The sequence below is a fragment of the Empedobacter sp. UBA5528 genome, assembly GCF_002426075.1.
Classification (GTDB): domain Bacteria; phylum Bacteroidota; class Bacteroidia; order Flavobacteriales; family Weeksellaceae; genus Empedobacter; species Empedobacter falsenii_B.
Genome location: NZ_DINY01000024.1, coordinates 39,351 through 61,963, shown reverse-complemented (window position 1 = coordinate 61,963; position 22,613 = coordinate 39,351). Strand labels below are relative to the sequence as shown.

Here is a 22,613-nt window from a genome sequence, read left to right as displayed (position 1 = left end):
AGTTCCTATATTTGATAACTCTTAAATATACACATAAATTTTATATGATTTATATATAATTGAGTGTAAATAAAAAAGGAGAGTAAAAGTACGAAAAATTTTAAAAATAGACAATAGAAATTTTATTGTGGAAAATTCAGAATTAATACAAATAGCGCAAGGGGTATTTCGAGAAGAAATTCAAGCGCTGGAAGCAATAGCTTCTCGTATTAGCGAGTCTTTTGTTGATGCGGTAAATGCGATATATAACACGAAAGGAAAGTTGGTAGTTGTTGGAGTAGGAAAGAGTGCACACATTGCAAATAAAATTGTAGCAACCTTAAATTCTACCGGAACTCCAAGTCAATTTTTACATGCGACGGAAGCTATTCATGGCGATTTGGGTCTTGTACGACCAGAAGATGTGGTGATTTGTATTTCGAAAAGTGGAAATACGCCAGAGATTACATATTTGGCTCCGATTCTTAAACAATATGCATCAGTTTTGATTGGTTTAACATCAAATTTGAAATCAGAATTAGCAAAAAATTCAGACATTGTTTTGGATGTTAATATTGATAAAGAAGCTTGTCCCGTAAATTTGGCACCAACAACTTCTACAACGGCTCAATTGGTAATGGGTGATGCATTGGCGGTAGCTTTGATGAAATTGAGAGCGTTTACACAAAACGATTTTGCAAAATATCATCCAGGTGGAGCTTTAGGAAAACGATTATTGTGGACAGTAGAAAATATTGTTGATCCAGAAAGAAAACCTTCTGTGCATCCAGATTCTTCGATTACAGAAGTCATTAATTCATTAACATCAGGTCGTCATGGAATTACAGTTGTGATTGATAATGATAAAATTGTTGGTGTGATAACAGATGGAGATTTGCGCCGAATGTTATTAAATAATGAAACTTTTGCACATTTAACTGCGAAAGATATTGCTTCAATGAATCCGAAAACAATCAAAAAAGCTGAAAAAGCAAGAGAAGCTTTAGCGATTCTTCGTCACAACAGTATTGGACAATTGGTGGTGGTTGATGAAGAAAATCATTATTATGGAATTTTGGATATTCACTCAATTTTAAACGAAGGAATCGAATAAGCGTATGGCAGATAATACAAAATCGAGTATGTCATTTTTGGCTCATATTGGTGAGTTGAGAGGACATTTGGTTCGTTCTATTTTATCAATTGTGATTACATCTATTGCAGTCGCTATTTATTGGGACGAATTGGTGGAACATGTGATTATGGCTCCATTAAAATCAACTTTTCCAACGTTTGATATTTTTAATCAATTTGGTGAATTAACAGGTTTCGGAAAAATTTATACCGAATCATTTGATATTTCGAAAGAATTGACCAATCTTAATCCATCAGGACAGATCACTTCACAATTTTTTGCAGTAATTGTGTGTGGTGTAATTATCGCAATTCCTTATATTATTTTTGAAATTTGGCGATTTGTAAAACCAGCATTAAAAGAAGCTGAACGAAAATATGCAGGATTTACCATTTTCGCTGTTTCGTTTTTCTTTGTAACAGGAGTCTTATTTAGTTACTATATGTTGCTACCATTGTGTACACAATTTTTATTCACTTACGATCCTTTTGGTGTAGGAAATACATGGACGTTGCCAAGTTATATCGATTTATTTGTTCAATTATTATTATCGATGGGAGTTATGTTTTTGATGCCTGTTTTCGTTTACTTCTTAACGAGTATTGGAATCTTAACACCAAAATTTTTGAAAGAATACCGTAAACACGCATTTATTGTTGTATTAGTGATTGCAGCTGCAATTACACCAAACGATGTGTACAGTATGATTTTAGTTACAATTCCTCTTTGGTTATTGTACGAACTAAGTGTATTGGTTTCAAATTCAGTTTATAAAAAACAATTGAAAGCGAAAAGTAACGACTTAGTAAAGAATTAACAATGTTATGCTTGCATAATAAAATAAATTAGTTATTTTTACATAAAAGAAAAAGTAAACACAAAATTATGAAGATATTAGTTTGTATTAGTAGTGTACCAGATACTACAGCAAAAATCAACTTCACAGCTGACGGAAAATCATTTGATAAAAATGGTGTTCAGTTCGTTATTAACCCGCACGACGAATTTAGTTTAAATAAAGCAGTAGAGTTACAAGAAAAACAAGGAGCTACTGTTACAATTTTAACTGTTGGAGATGCAACTGTAGATCCAGTTATGCGTAAAGCTTTAGCGATTGGTGCGAATGATGGAATTCGTATTGATGCTGATGCTCGCGATGATTTCTTTGTTGCTACACAAATCGCAAAAGCTGCTAAAGATGGTGGTTTTGATTTAGTATTGACAGGAAAAGAATCAATTGATTATAATGGAGGTTCTGTACCAGGATTAGTTGCTGCAATGTTAGATTATGGTTTTGTAAACGGATGTATCGGTCTTGATGTAGAAGGTTCTTCTGCAAAAGCTGTTCGTGAAATTGACGGAGGAAAAGAAACTGTAGAAGTTACTTTACCAGCTGTTATCGCAGGACAAAAAGGATTGGTTGACGAGGCTGCATTAAGAATTCCTAATATGCGTGGAATTATGCAAGCGCGTACAAAACAAATCGCAGTTGTTGCACCAGAAGCGACAGAAACTAAAGTTGAAGTTGTTGGTTATGTAAAACCTGCTGAAAGAGGTAATGTAACATTAATCGACAAAGACAATGTAGCAGAATTGGTAAGATTATTACACGAAGAAGCTAAAGTAATCTAATTATTCACCTAAAAAGAAATTAAAAAATGGCAATTTTTGTATACGCAGAGTCACACGACGGAAAATATAAAAAAGCAGGATTAGAAGCAGTTTCTTACGCAAAAGCTACAGCTGATGTTGCTGGAGATACTGTTACAGCAATCGTTTTTGGAAATGCTACTGCTGACGAATTATATAAATATGGAGCATCTAAAGTAGTTAAAGTTGATAATGCAGCTTTAGCAAAATTTGATGCAAATTCTTACGCAAAAGCTTTGGCTGAAGTTGCTCAAGGAGATGTTGTGGTTTTACCATCAACAAACGAAGGAGCGACTATAGCACCAGTTTTAGCATACAAAACAGGAGCATCTTTAGTAACAAATGTAGAAAAATCTCCAACAGCAGTTTCTCCATTCACAGTTGCACGTAAAGCATTCTCTGGAAAAGGAGTAGAAACTGTTGCAGTTTCAGGAAAAGTTGTAGTTACAGTTCTACAAAACGCATTCGGAGCAAAAGAAAATGCAGTTTCAGGTTCAGAAGAATCAGCTTCAGTATCAGTTTCTGATGCAGATGCAAAAGTAAAAGTTGTTTCAACAGAAATGGCTTCTTCTGATAAAATCGATTTGAAAGAAGCGGATATTGTTGTTTCTGCAGGTCGTGGAATGAAAGGTCCTGAAAACTGGGGAATGATCGAAGATTTAGCAAAAGTTTTAGGAGCTGCTACAGCATCATCTAAACCAGTTGCTGATATTGGTTGGAGACCGCATGCTGAGCACGTAGGACAAACAGGAAAAGCAATTGCGCCAAATTTATATATCGCAGTTGGTATTTCAGGAGCTATTCAGCACTTAGCTGGAGTTAATGGATCTAAAACAATTGTTGTCATCAACAATGATCCAGAAGCGCCTTTCTTTAAAGCGGCTGATTACGGAATCGTAGGAGATGCTTTTGAGATTGTTCCTAAATTAACTGAAGAGTTAAAAAAATATAAAGGTCAAGCTTAATCATTTTAAGATTATAAATTCAATCCGAATCATTTAGGTGGTTCGGATTTTTTTTATTCATTAAAAAAAGATTAAATATTCATCAGTTTTTCATAGATTTACGCCCAAATGGACAATTTAATTAGATTAAATATTAAAGGAATATCTTACAGTCAAACTCAGACTGGCGCATATGCGTTGATTCTAGAGGAAAATGTAGGAGGAAGAAAGTTGCCAATTATTATTGGGAGCTTTGAGGCACAATCAATCGCATTAGCTTTAGAGAAAGATATTAATCCACCTCGTCCATTAACACACGATTTGTTTATTTCATTAGGAAAAGAATTTCAATTGAATGTTGATTCTATTTATATTTATAAATTAGAAGATGGTGTTTTTTATTCGAATATTGTTTTTGTGAATGATGATGGACAACGTGCCGAGATTGATTCGAGAACTTCTGATGCAATTGCATTGGCTGTTCGTTTCAATGCACCTATCTATGCCTATGATAATGTTGTAGAAAAAGCTGGAATTCATTTGGACGTTATTGAAGAAGAAGAAAATATACGTCGCGCAGCAAATAACTTCGAAGATGATTTGGATATCTTGGCTGGTTTGGAAAATGATTTGTCTGATATCAACGAATATGAAGGTTGGACAAAATCTGAACTTGAAACTGAGATGGAAAAAGCTGTGAAGAATGAAGATTATGAATTGGCAGCTCGCCTTCGTGATCAAATCGATAACATGGGAAACTAATAACTATTTCAAATAATTATGTCTGTAAAGCTTAGACTTACAATCATGAGTTTCCTTGAGTTTGCGGTATGGGGAGCATACCTAACCTCTATGGGAAATTACTTAGGATCAGTTGGCTTAGGTCCAAAAATTGGTCTTTTTTACGCGATGCAAGGTATTGTGTCGATTTTTATGCCCGCAATAATGGGTATTGTAGCGGATAGATGGATTCCTGTACAACGTTTGTTGGGATTGAATCATTTATTAGCTGCGATTTTTATGTTTGCAGCAGGTTATTACGGAATGACAGCTGGAAACGATGTAGATTTTACAACAATCTTCGCACTTTATTCGGTTAGTGTGGCGTTCTTTATGCCAACAATCGCCCTTTCTAACTCAACAGCCTACACAATTTTAAAACAAAATAATTTAGACACAATCAAATCCTTTCCTCCAATCAGAACGTTTGGAACAGTTGGTTTTATTGTAGCGATGTTATTTGTTAATTTCTCTGGATTTAAAGATGGTGTTTTTGGATTTAACTTTTCAAGTGATCCAACATTCGTAAGTTTTCAATCCAATTATTATCAGTTCTTTGTATCTGGATTTTTAGGAGTTATATTGTTTTTATACAGTTTCTTATTACCTAATTGCCCAGTTAACAAAAGTTCTGAAAAACAATCTATTTCTGATGCATTTGGTTTAAAAGCTTTTGCATTATTTAAAGATAGAAAAATGGCAATTTTCTTTATCTTTTCAATGCTTTTAGGCGTTTCTTTGCAAATTACAAATGGATATGCAAATCCATTTATCACAACGTTTAAGGATATTCCAGATTATGCCAATACGTGGGGAGCAAGTAATGCAAATGCTTTAATTTCGTTGTCTCAAGTTTCTGAAACATTGTGTATTTTATTAATTCCTTTCGTGCTAAAACGATTCGGAATCAAAATCGTGATGTTGATGGCAATGGTAGGTTGGGTCTTACGTTTCGGATTATTTGGATTAGGAGATCCAGGATCTGGCGTTTGGATGTTTATCTTATCAATGATTGTTTACGGAATCGCTTTCGATTTTTTCAATGTATCAGGTTCGTTGTATGTAGACAAAGAAACAAACGAAGAAATTCGTTCTTCTGCACAAGGAGTTTTTATGATGATGACCAATGGTTTTGGAGCAACAATCGGAATGTTAATTGCACAATACATCGTGAATCATTTAGTGTATAGTCAAACTGATTTGACATTGCAGCTAGAAGGATGGAGACATTCTTGGTTTATTTTCGCAGGCTACGCATTAGTTGTTACGGTATTGTTCGCAATTGTGTTCAAATACAAACACAATCCAGACGAAGTACAAGATGTAAAACATTAAGGTGTAAAAAATATAAAAGCAAGAATCAAAATTCTTGCTTTTTTTATGCACGAAAGTTTCTAATCTATTCTTTTATACGTCACAAACGAGTAAGCATATGGATGTTTTTCATCTTTTTTGAAATCTTCTCGTTCTACTTCTTCCCATTCGTCCAAGTCTATTTCTGGGAAATAAGTGTCTCCATCAAATTCGTGATGAACTTCTGTGATGTACAAAATATCAGTAAATTCCATCGCTTGTTTGTAAATATTTCCACCACCGATAATGTAAATATCATCGTCAATTTTTTTCGCAACTTCTATTGCTTTTGGTAAAGAAGACGCAATTTCGATACCTTCTGTATTCCAATTCTGATCTCTTGTCACAACAATATTGGTACGATTTGGTAAAGGTCTACCCAATGATTCGAACGTTTTTCGTCCCATAATAATAGGATGCCCAGAAGTTATACTTTTGAAATGTTTCAGATCATTTGGTAAATGCCAAATCAAATCATTTTTTGCACCAATTACGTTGTTGCTTGCTTTTGCTACTACAATGTTTATCATAAGTTATAAGGTAAAAAAAGCTATCCTCTTGCAAGGATAGCTTAACAAATATAATAATTTTAGTGAATTATTTCATTTTATTTATAGCATCTTGTAATTGCTCCACTTGTTTTGCAATAGTTGCTGATTTAATTGTTTTTGCAGCATTCGTTTTTACTTGCAATGCTTTTTCAGCCATCATTTTCACAGCTTGTCCTGCTTGTGGATTTTGTTCTTTCAAATATGGATAATAACGCGAATATGTTTTAGCAATTTCAGCCGTTGCATCTGGTGTGTCATTGTTCATAATCCAATTGAAAGCTTGTTCAGCAATTTTTCCTTTTTCTGGATCTTGGAATTTTACGAATTCATACATCGCAGCAGATTCCGAAATTAAAGCAGCTTTATCCAATTGATTATTTTTGATCCAAGTCGGAACTAATGCCATTGCTAAATCTGGTGAACCTTTAATCACTTCATTATCAAGATTAGTTGTTAAATCATTAATTTTTGAAGGATTATTTTTTAAGATTCCAGTTAACGAGGCTCCTTGAACACTAAATGAAGGGCTTTTTGAAGCTTTCTCGAAAATTGCTACATCATAAATATTGGCATCATTCAAAGCACTTAAAGCAGCCGCTTGAACCAATGTTTTAGGATCATTAGAAGCCAATTGTTTTAATTTTGATGAAGCTTTATCAACAATCGTTTTTGATTTTGTGTCCAATTTATGAATCGCATAAATTCTTAATCCATCAAATGAATCATCTAAAGCATTAACCAAGGCATCAGCCGCTTTTGGATTAGTTGCTTGCGCATTTGCCATTGCTTCAATCGCTAATAAACGTGTCGTGTAATTTCCTTTTCCAGCTTTGTATTGCGCAATAAAATCTTCAACAGGTTTTTTATCGTCGATATCTGCTAATAAAACTTGATCCGCATTTGGAATAACGACATCAGGTTTTTGGTTTGCTGCAAATTCGAAAACAGTTTCGGCTTGTTTTGGAACCCAAACTTGTTGACGCGTTGTTTTTCCATTTTCGACAATATCAATCGCAAAAGGAAATTCAAATAATTTTGAAGCATCTTGACGAACAACAACTTTTATTTTTTTATTTGCTGAAGAATAATCTGAAACAACTGTTAATTTTGGATGACCATTTTCGTAATACCATTGATTGAAAAACCAATTTAAGTCACGACCAGAAACTTCTTCCAAAGCCAATCGTAATTGAGTAGATTCAGCTTTTCCGTATTCATTATCTTTCAAATATTTGTTCAAACCTTTGAAGAAAGCATCATCTCCTAAGAAGTTTCTCAACATATGTAAGATAATTCCACCTTTGTTGTACGAAACACCATCAAACATGTCTTCGCGAGAATTGTAATGAACTCGAACCAAATTTTTCGTTGGTCCATCGCCTTGTTTATAACCAAACATTTCGTTGTAACGATGCTCATCCGCTTTCTCTTTTCCGTATTTATATTCAAACCATAAATATTCAGAATAATTAGCAAACGATTCATTCACTGTTAAATTTCCCCAACTTTCAGCCGTAACTAAATCTCCAAACCAATGGTGAAATAATTCGTGCGCAATAACATATTCAGCAGTGTTTTCATCGACTAATTGACCAGCTTTTTGCTGAACACCATCATGAAATAAAGAAGCTGTTGTATTTTCCATAGCTCCAGAAACATATTCGCGAGCCGTCATTTGTGCATATTTATCCCAAGGATAAGGATAGTTTAATCTATCAGAAAAGAACTGAATCATTTCTGGTGTATTACCAAAAATTTGCTTTGCAACATCTTTATATTCTGGTTCTACGTAATAATCAACATTGATATTTTTCCATTTATCATTGATGACTGCGTAATCTCCAATCCCGAAAAAGAATAAATATGGCGCATGTTTTTTATCAAATTTCCAATAATCAGTTTTTGTTCCGTCCGAATTTTTCTTCGAAGATTTCATTGTTCCATTTGATAATGAAACATATTTATCAGGATATGTTAACGTGATTTCTTGTGAAGTTTTTTGATTCGTTTTATCAATTGTCGGGAACCAACAAGAAGAAGATTCAGTTTCGCCTTGTGTCCAAATTTGAGTTGGATAATTTGGTCGTTCACCTTTTGCATTGATAAAATAAACACCTTTTGCATCGTTTATGGCCGCACTTCCTTCTTGTTTTACTTCGTTTGGACGCGCTGTATACTTGATGTAAAGTGTATATTCTTGATCTTTTTTGTATTCTTTATTCAAATCGATGACTAATTGTAAATCATCGTATTTATAATTTAATTTTTTTTTTGTAGCACCATTTACCAAAGCGACTTCGCTAATCAACATTGCTTTTGCGTCTAATGTAACTTTGTTTGTAGCATAGAAATGTGGTTTCAATGTTACCCAAGCTTCACCTAAAACGTGCTCTTTTGCATAATCAAATTTAAGATCCAATTTGGTATGAACAAGATTATTAATTCGTTCTGCTTCTGCACGATAAATATCTAATTTGTTCGTTTGGTTTTCGTTATAACTCGGCGGTGGCGTCATTACTTGCGCATAAGTAAGACTTGATATAATAAAGGCTGATGAAAGCCAAAGGATTCGTTTTTTCATCGTAAAAATTTATTTCTATTGGTTGATAATTTTCTCGAAAAGTTACAAAAAAAGCCTCCAATTTGGAGACTTTAAGTGTTTTTTTATGATTAAACTGCTACAATTCCTTTGATGTGAGGATGAGCTTGATAATTTTCTAATTCGAAATCTTCGTATGTAAAATCAAAAATATCCTTTACATTCGGATTGATTTTCATTGTTGGAAGAGGAAAAGCTTCGCGTGTTAATTGTAGTTCAACTTGTTCAAAATGATTTTTGTAAATATGTGCATCTCCAAAAGTATGCACAAAATCGCCGACTTCTAAATCACAAACTTGTGCAACCATCATTTGTAATAACGCATATGACGCAATATTGAATGGAACACCTAAGAAAATATCTGCACTACGTTGATACAATTGCAACGATAATTTTCCATCATTCACATAAAACTGAAAAAATGCATGACATGGAGCTAAAGCCATTTGATCTAATTCTCCAACATTCCAAGCAGAAACTATAATTCTACGTGAATCAGGATTATTTTTTATTTGATCAATCGCAACTTTAATTTGGTCAACAACTTCTCCATTTGGTTTCCCCCATGAACGCCATTGATGACCATAAATAGGACCTAAATCACCATTTTCGTCAGCCCATTCGTTCCATATTCTTACACCATTATCTGTTAAATATTTGATATTCGTATCACCTTTCAAAAACCACAACAATTCGTAGATAATCGATTTTAAATGTAATTTTTTAGTCGTCACCAAAGGGAAACCTTTCGACAAATCGAAACGCATTTGGTAACCAAAAATACTTTTAGTTCCTGTTCCCGTTCTGTCTTCTTTAAAAGCGCCTTCTGCTAAAACCTTTTTACATAAATCGTGATATTGTTGCATTTTGAGTATATTTAACCTTTCAAATTTAGTGATTTTTTTTAGAATGAAAATTAGTTTAATTTTTACAATTTTAGTGCTTTTTATGTTTTTTGCTTCGTATAGCAAATCAGATTTTGGACGAAAAATTGCGCAACATTTTTATTTCCAAACTTTATTTAATGTTGTTTTGGTGGTTGTTTTTGTGTCAAAAATTGTTCATATCAAACTAAATTTAATCTCAATGATTTCGCTAATTGTTATTGGTTGCATGTTGTATATGAGCTTTCCAAATTATTTACAACAATTGAAGAGAAGGATAGGTAAATAGTTACGTATAATTTTTTATCTTTGCACTTATGAAAAACGAAGCGGGAATTTTTGGTTTAAGACCAGTAATAGAAGCGATTGAAGCAGGGAAAACAATCGACAAAATTTTTATTCAAAAAGGTTTACAAGGTGAAATTTTTTCTGAATTGAGAAAATTAATCACTGAATATGAAATTCCTGTAAGTTATGTACCTGTAGAAAAACTAAATCGTTTTACAGGAAAAAATCACCAAGGAGTCTATGCATTTATTTCGCCAATCGAATTTGATTCAATCGAAAATGTATTACCTCAAATTTGGGAACAAGGAAAAACACCTTTTATCTTGATTTTAGATCGTGTTTCTGATGTTCGTAATTTTGGTGCAATCGCTCGTACAGCAGAATGTGTTGGTGTTGATGCAATTATTATTCCAGCAAAAGGTTCGGCTTCTGTAAATGCAGATGCGATCAAAACTTCGACAGGAGCGTTGTACAATATTCCGGTTTGTAAAGAAGGAAATTTAGTGAATGTTATTAAATATTTACAATCGGCTGGAATCTCAATTTTTAGTGCTTCTGAAAAATCAGCAGAATTTATTTATGATGCAGATTTCTCTGTTCCTGCAGCTATTGTGATGGGAAGTGAGGAAGATGGAGTTTCGGATTCTATTATTAAAATTTCGGATAAAATTATTAAATTGCCTATGGCTGGACAAACTGCTTCACTGAATGTTTCGGTTGCGGCTGGAGCGATTTTGTACGAAGCTGTTCGCCAAAGAATGTTACAAGATTTATTTTAAAAACATATAACGATGACCTATTCTACTTTTATTGGATTTTTGTTGATTGCGATTAGCGTTGCAATGTACTATTTTACAAATTTAGATATCTCAAGATTATTTGCGGACAAAGAATTTTTAGTCGGAATAACAGGAGGTGCTGGAGTTGGATTTATACTTGGTGGATTCTTAGGTTGGTTGTACAAATACAAAGCAGTGAACAAAGCGAATGCAGAAATTGCAAACGAAGAAAAACGTAAAGTTGCAGAACAAAAAGCACAAGAAGCAGCTGCAAAAGAGCAAGCAAAGTTAGATGCGCAACAAGAAAAAGAAGAATCGGGATTGTAATTATGAAAGCAAATAGTTTTTTAAAAATTACATTTCTTTTTGTAATATTATTTTTTTCAAATTTTGTTAATGCTCAAAAAGTTTCTCATTATATCATTAATGAAGAATATTTTGAATTCCCTGGAAAATGGGAACATAAAGGACAACTTAAAAGTTCAAGTCAATATCATTTTGTTAATAAGAAAACCGATGTTAGCTTAATGATTGTCGTAGCGAAACCAGAAAAATATGAATTTTATGAAACAGGTTTGTCTGAAAGTGAACTTTTAGAGAAATATTATAAATGGGAGACTGATTATTGGAAAACCGGAGAAAAAGTATTAGTATCAGAATTAAAGAGAAACTCTAATTATATAATTTGGAGAATATTTAAGGAGAAAGTAAAAGGAAATATAGATTTAAATTCATATTTATTATTTTCGGTTCGTAATAATAAATTAACAGGGATTACTTTAAATGATAATGGAGAAAAACCGATGTCTGAAGAAGAAAAAATAAAATTTTTGGAAGATATTTTTCAAAGTCAAAATAAAAAATAAAAAACGGTCGAAAATTAATTTTCGACCGTTTTTTTATGTTGTATTTCTTGGTAATAAAAACAAGGAACTAAAATTAATAAAAACATGGGCTGAATGAGAAATCTTCTCACATAAAAGAAAACCATTTCGCCTGATGAAAAATGTGTTGAAATCAAATAATTATAGATTGGTAAAAGAACGATTAATCCAATAATCATAATAATGATAGAGAATTTAACGTAACTTTTTTTCCAGAAAATAAACCAAACAATTAATACCGTTAATAATGTATTGATTAGATAGCGAACCATCAGACTTGCGTTCAATTTTGGTAAATCAATTTCAGGGAATTTTGAATGACCAACAAAATGAAAGTATTTTAGGAAAGGATCATAAAATAAAACATCTTCAAATTTTCGGACTAATATTAATCCAAAAACAAGTAAAACTGCAATTGCGTAACGTAAATATTTATTTAGCATTTTGCTTATTGTATTTTGTTACAAAAAATTTGATCCAAACAATCCAAAGAATCACGATTGAACCATAAATAATTGCAGGAAACAGATAATCGTGTGCCATTTTACCATATTCTGCGTGGTATCTAAAAATATAATTTAACAACATAATTCTCGAAATATTCATCACAAAAAGAATTGCTAAACCAGATAAAATAAACAAAAAAGTTTGTTTGAAATTCGTGTAAAAAGCAACGATAAACGCTACGAAAATTATCAGAATAGAAATCGCATTACAACCTTCATTTACAATAGACGCCACTTGTCCGTCCATTACCAAACGCATCCAAGGCTGATTTTCTGCAATATTAGAAAAAGTAAAAAAACCACATTTGTTCAAACCAAAAGCTGTTACATCAGATGTTAATTTTGTAAATGGATCAGGGGTATTGTGCGGTAAATATTGATCCAAATACAATTTATAAGCTAAACTTAAAATAATGTAAGTTCCTAAAAAACGTGCAAGGAATAACAATAAAGGTTTAAATTCTTTCATTTGGTTAAAAAATCTTGAACAAATATAAATGAAAAACGTCAACTTTTGATTAAGTTATGATTAATCAATAAATTTGCTTTTTTAGAAGTAACAAAATGCAAGATTTACATAAACGCGTGGATGTCATAATTGATAGCGCAATTTCTACGGAAGATAGATTACAAAAGATTTGTCAATTGTTGAGTGACGAAGTTGAATACTATAATTGGGTGGGATTTTATTTCAAGAATGGAGATAAAAATGAACTAAAACTTGGACCTTATGTTGGTGCAGCTACCGATCATACAATAATTCCTTATGGTAAAGGAATTTGTGGGCAAGTGGCAGAATCTAACGAAACTTTTGTTGTGCCAGACGTTTATGCACAAGATAATTATTTGGCTTGTTCAATTGAAACGAAAGCTGAAATTGTTGTTCCAATTTTCAAAAATGGAGAAAATATTGGTCAAATTGATATCGATTCGCATAAAATTAATCCGTTTACAGAAGACGATACAAAGTTGTTAGATTACGTTTGTCAGCGAGTTTCAGAAATTATTTAAGCAATGATTGATTTAATTTTAAAATATTTTCCTGATTTAACGGAAAAACAAATCGAACAATTTTCGAAAGTTGGTGATTTGTACAAAGAATGGAACGATCAAATCAATGTTGTTTCTCGAAAAGATATTGATGAAATTTATACGAACCATATTTTACATTCTTTAGCGATTGCAAAAGTGATGGAATTTGCAGATGGTTCTTCTGTTCTGGATGTAGGAACTGGAGGTGGTTTACCAGGAATTCCGTTGGCAATTTTGTTTCCGAATGTTCAGTTTCATTTGGTAGATTCTATCGGAAAAAAAATCAAGGTTGTAAAAGGTGTGGCTGACGGTTTAGGTTTGACGAACGTAAAAGCAGAACAAAAACGTGCCGAAGAATTAACAGATAAATACGATTTTGTGGTTTCTCGTGCGGTGACAGCAATGCCAAGATTCGCAGAATGGATTCGAGGAAAATTTAAAAAAGAAGCGATTAATCCTTTTCCTAATGGCTTATTATATCTAAAAGGAGGTGATTTGACAGAAGAATTAGCAGGTTTTCCAAATGCTGTTTTGTTTGATATTCAAAACTTTTTTGACGAAGATTTCTTCGAAACGAAGAAAGTCGTTTATTTAGAAAAGAAAGATATTTAATTTATAGAAATTATATACTTGAAAACCGAAATCAATTTGATTTCGGTTTTTTATTTTAACAATAATCTTGTTTAAACTTTCAAATAGTGATTTTTAATTATTCAGCTATTTTTCTTTTTTTTAAGGTTTAAAAATAATGGTATTTAAAGCTTTGACGTTAATAAAATTGAATAAGCGTAGGTTATAAATGATTTAATGAACGTATGTGAATTTTTAAATCATTATCGAAGTGTTGATAATTTTTAGTCAAAGATTTATAACCTTGATTTTTTTGTTTCGTTTTTTTATCAAGAAAAAAATGAAAATAAAAAGAGATTAAAGAGTTATATCACGTTTTGCTTAGTAAAAAAGTTTAAACACAATAATTATTGAATTAATCCAAAAATTAAATTTTAAAACGTTATTTTATCCAATACTTTAAGTTCTTTTTAAGAGGTTTTCTCGTCAAAATTCACTATATTTGTTTGTTTTAAAAAGTTAGAGACATATTATGAGTAATAACACATATACGGCGGATAATATCCAAGCGTTAGAAGGAATGGAGCACGTACGTCTTCGTCCATCGATGTACATTGGAGACGTCGGAGTTAGAGGATTACACCACTTAGTTTACGAGGTTGTTGATAACTCTATTGATGAAGCTTTAGCAGGATACTGTGATACAATCAAGGTAACAATTTTAGAAGGAAACTCGATTCGTGTCGAAGATAACGGACGTGGTATTCCTGTCGACTTACATAAAAAAGAAGGAAAATCTGCATTAGAAGTTGTAATGACGAAAATTGGTGCAGGTGGTAAGTTTGATAAAGATACGTACAAAGTTTCTGGAGGTTTGCACGGTGTTGGAGTTTCGTGTGTTAATGCACTTTCTAACCATTTATCGGCAGAAGTTTTCAAGAACGGAAAACAATATATTCAGGAATATTCGAAAGGGAAACCTTTGTACGATGTAAAAGAAGTTGGAACGACTGATAAAAGTGGTACAACAGTAACTTTTACGCCAGATGATACAATTTTCCAAGAAGTACAAACATATAACTATTCTACTTTAGCAAATCGTTTGCGTGAGTTAGCTTTCTTGAACAAAGGAATCAATATTGTATTGGTTGATGAACGCGAAAAAGATGCTGATGGAAATCCTGTAACAGAAACTTTTCATTCTGAAGAAGGATTAAAAGAATTTGTTGAGTTTATCGACGGTAGCCGCGAATCTATTATGGACAAAGTAATCTTCATGGAAGGTGAACGCGATGGAATTCCAGTTGAGGTTGCAATGCGATACAATACATCGTATAACGAAAATGTACATTCGTATGTAAATAACATCAATACACACGAAGGTGGAACACATTTATCTGGTTTCCGTCGTGCATTGACACGTACATTGAAAAAATATGCTGAAGAAAACTTTAATCTTGCAAAAGAAAAAGTTGAAATCGTTGGAGATGACTTCCGTGAAGGATTAACAGCAGTGATTTCGGTAAAAGTAATGGAGCCTCAATTCGAAGGTCAAACGAAAACGAAATTAGGAAACTCTGAGGTTTCTCCTGCGGTTGATAAAATCGTGGCAGAAATGTTAACGAATTTCTTAGAAGAGAATCCAACAGAAGCAAAACAAATTGTTGATAAAGTAATTTTAGCAGCAAAAGCTCGTCAGGCAGCGAAGAAAGCTCGTGAAATGGTACAACGCAAAAATCCTATGGGAGGAAGCGGATTGCCAGGGAAATTAGCGGATTGTTCTTCTCGTAAGCCAGAAGAATCTGAGTTATTCTTAGTCGAGGGAGATTCTGCCGGAGGAACGGCAAAACAAGGTCGTGATCGTCATTTTCAAGCAATTTTACCATTGCGTGGTAAGATTTTGAATGTAGAGAAAGCGATGGCGCACAAAGTTTTGGATAACGAAGAGATTAAAAATATTTATACAGCTTTAGGTGTAACAATCGGAACTGAAGAAGATTCGAAAGCACTTAATATTTCAAAATTACGTTACCACAAGGTTGTAATTATGACCGATGCCGATGTCGACGGTTCTCACATCGCGACATTAATTTTGACATTCTTCTTCCGTTACATGAAAGAATTGATTGAGCAAGGACATATTTACATTGCAACGCCACCTTTATATTTAATCAAAAAAGGAGCGAAAGCAGAATATGCTTGGGATGAAAAAGATCGTGAACGTTTAACTGCAGAATTTTCTACAGATGGTTCTGGTAAAGGAGTTACAATTCAACGATACAAAGGTCTTGGGGAAATGAACGCAGAGCAATTATGGGATACAACTCTTAATCCAGAGCACAGAACGTTGCGTAAAGTAACGATTGACAATGCAACAGAAGCAGATCGCGTGTTCTCTATGTTGATGGGTGATGATGTACCGCCTCGTCGTGAGTTTATCGAGAAAAATGCACACTATGCAAAAATTGATGTTTAATCGATTTGAATAATATAAAGTAATAAATCCAGCTTTTAAGCTGGATTTATTTTTTGTAATTGAATATATAAATCTTGAATGAAGAAGATTTACTCCGAAATAATCAATGTTGTTGGTACATTGGAAATCCAAATACTTTTTGTTTCGATTAAGTTTTTCCAACTTTTCATACTAATCATCATCAAATCCATTTCATCTAAAAACTCTTTATCCAGTTGTTGTTTGTACGAAAGACTAATATGATTTGGAGCAATATTTTCGATACTACGAATAATTTCTTTTACTTCTGAATGACGTTTTGTGTAACCGCTCACGTCTACAATAATAATTTGAGATTCGCTATTCGAGATTAAACGTTGTGCATATTTCAGTAAATCGGCATCTTTATTTCCGAAAAGAGGAAGAAAAACTTTTTCAGCTTTTGTGAAATTTTTATCCAAAACAACACCAACAGGAACTGTTGATTTGTTCAATAATTGTTTCGTTCTTTCGTTGAAAATTGAATGATCAAACATGTTTTCTTTTCCAGTAACTTGACCAATCAAAATATCTGGATCGATAATTTTTGTCGTAAATCCTAAAATATTTCCTAATAACGAACCTGAATAAATAGAATTTCTAACACCCATCAACATCAAATCGTAATCACCTTTTTGTGCAATATCAATTGTCTCAAAAACCATATCTGTAGAAACTTTGAACATGGTTGTTACATCTTGATGTAATTCTTCGGAAACCTCAATAATCGGTTCAAAAATTTCTGCTTCTCTATCTTCAAGATTGAAATGTTGCACTTCGCTACTTTTCATCACATGAATTGCGGAAACAAGTGAGTTTTCGTCTTGTTTTTTGATAAAGCTATTAGCTATTCGTAACAATTCAGCACCTTTTTCAGGTGTTTGAAAATCAATTAATATTTTATATTTCTGACTTTGACTAATTTCAGAAAGTTCATTTTCTGTCTTTTGTTTTCGAAAAATCCAATTGATTAAATCTAAAGCTGGACCTGTCATAAAAGTTGTGACCAAAGCCATTATCACCATCATAGCGAAAACTTCTGGTGTTAAGACACCTAAATCATATCCAATGTTTAACACGACTAATTCCATCAAACCTCGTGTATTCATTAAGGCACCAATGGTCAAACTGTCTCTCCAGTTTTGCCCAACAAATTTAGCGGCTACTGCACTTCCAACAAATTTTCCTGTTACAGCTACCAAAATAATCATTCCCGCAGTTTGCCATAAATGTGGACTATCTAATAATCCAATTTGTGTTCTTAAACCTGTAAAAACAAAGAACAGCGGAAGTAATAAAACCAATGAAACATCTTCTATTTTTTCGATGAATAAATTTCTAAATTTCACATTTTCAGGCATAATTGTTCCAGCTAAAAAAGCTCCAAATAATGCATGAATTCCTATGATTTCACTTAAGTATGAAGAAATAATTAAGACCAAGAAAAAGATTCCAATGATAGGTTTTGTAAGCGTTGTTTTGCTCGAATGTACGTCTGCAATTCTCTTTAGGAAAGGACGAACGAAACGAACCATCGCGATAACGTAAACAATTGCTAGTAAAATAACATACAATGAACTGATGAATGAGCCAGCTTTTACAATTGCGATAACCGCGGCTAATAAACACCAAGCCGTGATATCGTCGGCAGCAGCGCAAGTAATTACAATAGAACCTAAACGAGTTTTGCTAATCCCGCGTTCTTGTACAATACGAGCCAGAACGGGAAAGGCTGTAATACTCATCGAAATTCCGATAAAAAGGGCAAATGATAGAAAGTTAATTCCTTCTGGAGCAAATTCCATATAAATTAATCCAGCTAGAGCTAAACCAAGTGTAAATGGAATAATGATACTCGCGTGACTAATAACTATGGCGTCTTGTGCATTTTTCTTTAGCACTTTAAGGTCTAATTCCATTCCGATGACATACATGAATAGAATCAAACCGATTTGACTGATAAATTCTAAGTTTCCTAATGATTCTTTTGGGAAAAGATCTCCGAAAAATTCTGGGAAATGCATTCCAATGAAAGAAGGACCAAGGAAAATACCTGCAATAATTTCTCCAATTACAGTTGGTTGTCCAATTTTATTAAATATCCATCCAAAAACTCTTGCGGTAAATATAATGGTCACAATTTGTGCTAATAAAATAGCAAGAGGGTGTCCAATATTATGTGTAATACTGTTGATGAAATCATTGAAGTAATTGCTTCCATTTGCAGCATGAACAACATGTTTCCCAGCTTCCATTTCTTCTGCTTTAATCACAATAAAATACATCATGATTGAACAAAGTAGAATGGTTATTATATAAAAAATAGAATTTCTTGTCGATTTTTTCATGGCGTTAATTTTTAACAAAAGTCAGAAATTAATTTACAGAAAAATATCAATATTTTTTAAACTTGAGTAAAATGTAATGAAATGGATTTTTTTTGTAATCAAATTGAAATTTGAGCAATAAAATTAGCTTTGTAAACTTCACTTAACACCAAATTAATTTCTTTATTTTCTTTTGATAAAACATCTAAAGTAACATTGTCTGAGTGAAAATATTTAATATGATGCAAGCTAATTATTTCTCGTTTATTGATGCGGACAAAATCTTTTTCGGGTAACATTTCTGATAATGCATCGAGTGTGATATTTTTCAAAATTAAGAACGATAAATCTTGATAATAAACCACTTTATCACGGCTGTCAACACTAGAAGTTGTAATGTACAAAATTTGATTAAACTGCAACAAAATTTTTCCTTTGTCTGAATTTAATTGTACAAAATTATTTGGTGTCGAAAAATTATTTTGTAAACGTTTTTTTACTTTGTCAACAGCTTGTTGTAAACGTTCTTTTTTAATTGGTTTTTGAATATAATCTGTCGCGTCTAAATCAAAAGCATCAACAGCATATTCCTTATAAGCAGTGGAAAAAATAAACGGTTTTTCTTTTAATAAATTAGCGATCTGTAAACCATTAATTTTAGGCATTTCAATATCTAAAATACAAAAGTCAAAATCGATATTTTCGATTTCGTTAATGAATAATTCAGAATCAACATAAGCTTTCACAACTTCTATGTCTTCCATTTGTTCACACAACATTTTCAGGTACTTTAATCCAAGAATTTCGTCGTCAATTAGTATGCATTTTAGTGTAAAACTCATGTAGATTTATTTTTAAGTTGGCTACAAAAATATCCTGTTCAATAGTTTTAGAAAGTGAAAAATCGTCGTCGTAAACCATTTTCAAGCGGTGTTCTAATGATTGACTTCCATGTCCGCCAGTTTCTTTTTTCAAACTATTTTTTGGAGAAATTTTATTCATTACTTGAATTTGAAATGATTTATTATTCAGTTCAAGCATAATTTTTATAAATGAATTGGCTTGTTGAAAATCGGTATGTTTGAAAGCATTTTCAATAAAATCAATACTTAATAAAGGTAAAATAATTTTTTCTTGATAGTAAGGTGAAGTTTCATCAATTTTCGTTTTAACTTGAAAATCAAACAAAGGCGAAACTTTTACTTTATTAATTTCAATAAAGTTTTTAGTGAAATCTATTTCATCTTTTATCGTCACAAAATTGTCTTTGCTTTCGTACAAAATATAATCCAATACATTAGCTAATTTATCAATCGTATAATAGGTTTGGTACGCATTGGATTGAATCGAATTGAGAATATTTTGAACAAATGTGGATTCAATTTTGCTTCGTATGACTCCAATTTTAACTCATCAACTTTTGTAGATAAATTGTCTAAACGTTGCGTTTGCTCATGACTTATTTTTTTCTCAGATTTTAATGAATGGATTAAATATGTAATCATAATGATTAGAAAAATAATCAATGCAATAACGAGATAAAGTAATATGGTAGGAAGTTGAATCATGCGAAAAATTCTAACTCAAAGATAGAATAATTTATGAATAAAAAAATCCAGAAAGTAGAACCTTCTGGATTTTTAGAAATATGGTGAAAGAAATTATTAAGCGTAATATTTTGCTTTTAATTCTTTTACTTTTGGATCATCTAAGAATTCATCATACGTCATATAACGATCGATGATTCCGTTTGGAGTTAACTCGATAATACGGTTACAAGTTGTTTGAATCAATTCGTGGTCATGAGAACCCATTAAAATTGTTCCTTTGAAATTAACCAAAGAATTATTCAATGCTGTAATCGATTCTAAGTCTAAGTGACCTGTTGGCTCGTCTAACAATAATACGTTTGCACGTAATAACATCATGCGAGAGAACATACAACGCATTTTTTCACCTCCTGATAAAACAGAAGATTTTTTAAGAGCTTCGTCTCCAGAGAATAACATTTTCCCTAAGAAACCACGCATAAATTCTTCGTGACGTTCATCGTCTGATTCTGTATATTGACGTAACCAATCAACCAAGTTGATATCTTCTTTGAAGAAATCTGTATTATCTAAAGGTAAATACGCTTGTGTTGTTGTAATTCCCCAAGTAAAATCTCCAGAATCTGGCTGAGCTTTTCCTGAAAGAATTTCGAAAAATTGAGAAACTGCTTTCGAGTTACGAGAGAAAATACCAATTTTATCACCTTTTTTCAAGTTGATGTTCGCATCTTTAAATAAAACTTCTCCATCTACAGAAGCAGATAAATTGTTTACTTCTAAGATTTGATCACCAGCCTCACGCGATTGTTCCCAGATAAGTGCTGGATATCGACGAGAAGAAGGTTTGATATCTTCGATATTTAATTTCTCGATCATTTTTTTACGAGAAGTCGTTTGTTTTGCTTTAGCAACGTTAGAAGAGAAACGAGCAATGAAATCTTGTAATTCCTTTTTCTTTTCTTCTGCTTTTTTGTTTTGTTGCGCACGTTGTTTTGCAGCTAACTGAGAAGACTCGTACCAGAATGTATAGTTACCAGAATATAGGTTTAATTTAGAGAAATCTAAATCACAAATATGCGTACAAACTGCGTCTAAGAAGTGACGGTCGTGCGATACAACGATTACAGTATTCTCGAAATTACCTAAGAAATCCTCTAACCATTGAATTGTATTAACGTCCAATTCGTTGGTAGGCTCATCTAAGATTAACACGTCAGGATTTCCAAATAAAGCTTGAGCAATCAAAATACGAACTTTCGCTTTATTATCTAAATCTCCCATTAATGTATAATGCATATCCGAATCAATTCCTACATTCGATAATAATGTAGCAGCATCAGATTCTGCATTCCATCCGTTCATTTCTTCATAAACGACACCTAATTCTCCTGCTTTGATACCATCTTCTTCAGAAAAATCTGGTTTAGCATATAAAGCATCCATACGTTCTTTAATATCGTATAATACTTTATTTCCACGTAAAACAGTATCCAATACTGTATATTCGTCATATTTGAAGTGATTCTGTTCTAAAACAGACATACGTTTTCCTTTTTCAAGACTAACTTGTCCTGAAGTTGGATCGATTTCACCTGATAATATTTTTAAGAAAGTAGATTTTCCTGCTCCATTGGCACCAATTATCCCGTAACAGTTGCCATTTGTAAATTTTATATTAACTTCGTCGAAAAGTACACGCTTGCCGAATTGAAGCGATAAATTAGAAACATTTAACATAATTTTTGGTATGATGTTTGTTTGACCTTCCGGCAAAGTTACAAATTTTAATTGGAATAAAATAAAGTGCAGAAAGAAGTTACGATTAAGAATAAACGTGCAAGGTTTGAGTATGAATTATTAGATTCTTACGAAGCCGGCATCCAATTATTTGGGACTGAAATAAAATCTATCCGAATGGGAAAAGCTTCGATTACCGAAAGTTTTTGTCAAATGAAGGATGGAGAACTCTATATTGTCAATATGTTTATTGACGAATATGATTGGGGAACATACTTTAATCATAAAACTAGACGAGACAGAAAACTTTTATTACAAAAATCTGAGTTGAGAAAATTAGAACGCAAAACGAAAGAGACTGGATTAACGATTGTAGCAACCACGCTATTTATAAACAATAAAGGGTTGGCAAAATTGAAGATATATTTGGCAAAAGGGAAGAAACTTTTTGACAAAAGAAACACAATAAAAGGAAAAGATTTGAAAAGAGATTTGGATAGAATGATAAAGAATTCTTAAATTTGTCTTATAATTGTATAAAATTAAGTAAAATTTAATATATTTAAAACGC

At 32.4% G+C, this 22,613-nt stretch carries 23 protein-coding genes; 13 read left to right on the top strand and 10 right to left on the bottom strand.

From position 1 onward, the window contains the following. The first annotated feature begins 127 nt into the window (after nucleotides 1-127). The 6 genes from B4L98_RS04965 (at nucleotide 128) to B4L98_RS04940 (ending at nucleotide 5,823) form a co-directional block, all read left to right on the top strand. The gene (locus B4L98_RS04965; RefSeq protein WP_125349795.1) at nucleotides 128-1,093 is read left to right on the top strand and encodes a KpsF/GutQ family sugar-phosphate isomerase; all 966 of its coding nucleotides are present in this window, start codon (nucleotides 128-130) and stop codon (nucleotides 1,091-1,093) included. Between the two features lie 4 nt (nucleotides 1,094-1,097). Then, complete coding sequence (gene tatC, locus B4L98_RS04960) at nucleotides 1,098-1,931, top strand: twin-arginine translocase subunit TatC (RefSeq protein WP_115001876.1); 834 nt, start codon at nucleotides 1,098-1,100, stop codon at nucleotides 1,929-1,931. A gap of 68 nt (nucleotides 1,932-1,999) precedes the next feature. Beyond that, entirely contained in the window at nucleotides 2,000-2,746 is a 747-nt protein-coding gene (locus tag B4L98_RS04955; RefSeq protein ID WP_115001874.1) for an electron transfer flavoprotein subunit beta/FixA family protein, read from the top strand. A gap of 26 nt (nucleotides 2,747-2,772) precedes the next feature. Continuing rightward, nucleotides 2,773-3,729, top strand: coding sequence for an electron transfer flavoprotein subunit alpha/FixB family protein (locus B4L98_RS04950; protein ID WP_115001872.1), 957 nt, complete (start codon nucleotides 2,773-2,775; stop codon nucleotides 3,727-3,729). Between the two features lie 108 nt (nucleotides 3,730-3,837). After that, on the top strand, nucleotides 3,838-4,470 hold the full coding sequence (locus B4L98_RS04945; protein WP_038332620.1) for a bifunctional nuclease family protein: 633 nt from the start codon (nucleotides 3,838-3,840) through the stop codon (nucleotides 4,468-4,470). 18 nt (nucleotides 4,471-4,488) lie between these two features. Then, nucleotides 4,489-5,823, top strand: a complete 1,335-nt coding sequence (locus B4L98_RS04940; RefSeq protein WP_180905208.1) for an MFS transporter — start codon at nucleotides 4,489-4,491, stop codon at nucleotides 5,821-5,823. 59 nt (nucleotides 5,824-5,882) lie between these two features. Here the strand turns inward: B4L98_RS04940 and B4L98_RS04935 are convergent, their stop codons facing one another. The 3 genes from B4L98_RS04935 to B4L98_RS04925 form a co-directional block, all read right to left on the bottom strand. After that, on the bottom strand, nucleotides 5,883-6,371 hold the full coding sequence (locus B4L98_RS04935; RefSeq protein WP_115001867.1) for a dihydrofolate reductase: 489 nt from the start codon (nucleotides 6,369-6,371) through the stop codon (nucleotides 5,883-5,885). Nucleotides 6,372-6,438: 67 nt separating this feature from the next. Then, a complete protein-coding gene (locus B4L98_RS04930) occupies nucleotides 6,439-8,973 on the bottom strand; it encodes a M1 family metallopeptidase (protein ID WP_291077663.1) in 2,535 nt (844 codons plus the stop codon). 89 nt (nucleotides 8,974-9,062) lie between these two features. Continuing rightward, a complete protein-coding gene (locus B4L98_RS04925; protein WP_286495524.1) occupies nucleotides 9,063-9,857 on the bottom strand; it encodes a thymidylate synthase in 795 nt (264 codons plus the stop codon). A 335-nt stretch (nucleotides 9,858-10,192) separates the two neighbouring features. Between B4L98_RS04925 and rlmB the strand changes: the two genes are divergently transcribed. The 3 genes from rlmB to B4L98_RS04910 are packed head-to-tail and all read left to right on the top strand — an operon-like array spanning nucleotide 10,193 to nucleotide 11,808. After that, complete coding sequence (rlmB, locus tag B4L98_RS04920; protein ID WP_219034413.1) at nucleotides 10,193-10,942, top strand: 23S rRNA (guanosine(2251)-2'-O)-methyltransferase RlmB; 750 nt, start codon at nucleotides 10,193-10,195, stop codon at nucleotides 10,940-10,942. Nucleotides 10,943-10,954: 12 nt separating this feature from the next. Beyond that, the gene (locus B4L98_RS04915; RefSeq protein WP_219034412.1) at nucleotides 10,955-11,269 is read left to right on the top strand and encodes a hypothetical protein; all 315 of its coding nucleotides are present in this window, start codon (nucleotides 10,955-10,957) and stop codon (nucleotides 11,267-11,269) included. A gap of 2 nt (nucleotides 11,270-11,271) precedes the next feature. Next, nucleotides 11,272-11,808 (top strand): hypothetical protein, encoded by a 537-nt coding sequence (locus B4L98_RS04910; RefSeq protein ID WP_286495525.1) that lies wholly within the window; start codon nucleotides 11,272-11,274, stop codon nucleotides 11,806-11,808. Nucleotides 11,809-11,822: 14 nt separating this feature from the next. Here the strand turns inward: B4L98_RS04910 and B4L98_RS04905 are convergent, their stop codons facing one another. Next, nucleotides 11,823-12,269 (bottom strand): exosortase F system-associated membrane protein, encoded by a 447-nt coding sequence (locus tag B4L98_RS04905; protein WP_286495527.1) that lies wholly within the window; start codon nucleotides 12,267-12,269, stop codon nucleotides 11,823-11,825. Next, a complete protein-coding gene (gene xrtF, locus B4L98_RS04900) occupies nucleotides 12,259-12,801 on the bottom strand; it encodes an exosortase family protein XrtF (RefSeq protein ID WP_286495528.1) in 543 nt (180 codons plus the stop codon). Before xrtF ends, B4L98_RS04905 begins: the two co-directional genes overlap by 11 nt. A gap of 95 nt (nucleotides 12,802-12,896) precedes the next feature. Here xrtF and B4L98_RS04895 point away from each other — a divergent pair, with 95 nt between their 5' ends. From B4L98_RS04895 to gyrB, 3 genes are all read left to right on the top strand, one after another. Beyond that, a complete protein-coding gene (locus B4L98_RS04895) occupies nucleotides 12,897-13,343 on the top strand; it encodes a GAF domain-containing protein (protein ID WP_038332644.1) in 447 nt (148 codons plus the stop codon). Nucleotides 13,344-13,349: 6 nt separating this feature from the next. Next, nucleotides 13,350-13,976 carry a 16S rRNA (guanine(527)-N(7))-methyltransferase RsmG gene (gene rsmG / locus B4L98_RS04890; RefSeq protein ID WP_125349806.1) on the top strand — a complete coding sequence of 209 codons (627 nt, stop codon included), beginning with the start codon at nucleotides 13,350-13,352 and terminating at the stop codon, nucleotides 13,974-13,976. A gap of 490 nt (nucleotides 13,977-14,466) precedes the next feature. Continuing rightward, nucleotides 14,467-16,410 carry a DNA topoisomerase (ATP-hydrolyzing) subunit B gene (gyrB, locus tag B4L98_RS04885; RefSeq protein WP_125349786.1) on the top strand — a complete coding sequence of 648 codons (1,944 nt, stop codon included), beginning with the start codon at nucleotides 14,467-14,469 and terminating at the stop codon, nucleotides 16,408-16,410. 89 nt (nucleotides 16,411-16,499) lie between these two features. On the opposite strand, the gene B4L98_RS04880 is transcribed toward gyrB, so the two are convergent. The 5 genes from B4L98_RS04880 to B4L98_RS04860 form a co-directional block, all read right to left on the bottom strand. Beyond that, nucleotides 16,500-18,776, bottom strand: coding sequence for a cation:proton antiporter (locus B4L98_RS04880; protein ID WP_291060247.1), 2,277 nt, complete (start codon nucleotides 18,774-18,776; stop codon nucleotides 16,500-16,502). Between the two features lie 98 nt (nucleotides 18,777-18,874). Further along, nucleotides 18,875-19,519 carry a LytR/AlgR family response regulator transcription factor gene (locus B4L98_RS04875; RefSeq protein WP_291077661.1) on the bottom strand — a complete coding sequence of 215 codons (645 nt, stop codon included), beginning with the start codon at nucleotides 19,517-19,519 and terminating at the stop codon, nucleotides 18,875-18,877. A 46-nt stretch (nucleotides 19,520-19,565) separates the two neighbouring features. Then, a complete protein-coding gene (locus tag B4L98_RS04870; protein WP_291060268.1) occupies nucleotides 19,566-20,102 on the bottom strand; it encodes a histidine kinase in 537 nt (178 codons plus the stop codon). Next, nucleotides 20,057-20,323, bottom strand: coding sequence for a hypothetical protein (locus B4L98_RS04865; RefSeq protein ID WP_291047219.1), 267 nt, complete (start codon nucleotides 20,321-20,323; stop codon nucleotides 20,057-20,059). The genes B4L98_RS04870 and B4L98_RS04865 overlap by 46 nt, the downstream gene beginning before the upstream one ends. A gap of 96 nt (nucleotides 20,324-20,419) precedes the next feature. Beyond that, nucleotides 20,420-22,042, bottom strand: coding sequence for an ABC-F family ATP-binding cassette domain-containing protein (locus B4L98_RS04860; RefSeq protein ID WP_038332655.1), 1,623 nt, complete (start codon nucleotides 22,040-22,042; stop codon nucleotides 20,420-20,422). Nucleotides 22,043-22,108: 66 nt separating this feature from the next. Between B4L98_RS04860 and smpB the strand changes: the two genes are divergently transcribed. Further along, nucleotides 22,109-22,561, top strand: coding sequence for an SsrA-binding protein SmpB (gene smpB, locus B4L98_RS04855; RefSeq protein WP_038332657.1), 453 nt, complete (start codon nucleotides 22,109-22,111; stop codon nucleotides 22,559-22,561). The last annotated feature ends 52 nt before the right edge of the window (nucleotides 22,562-22,613 follow it).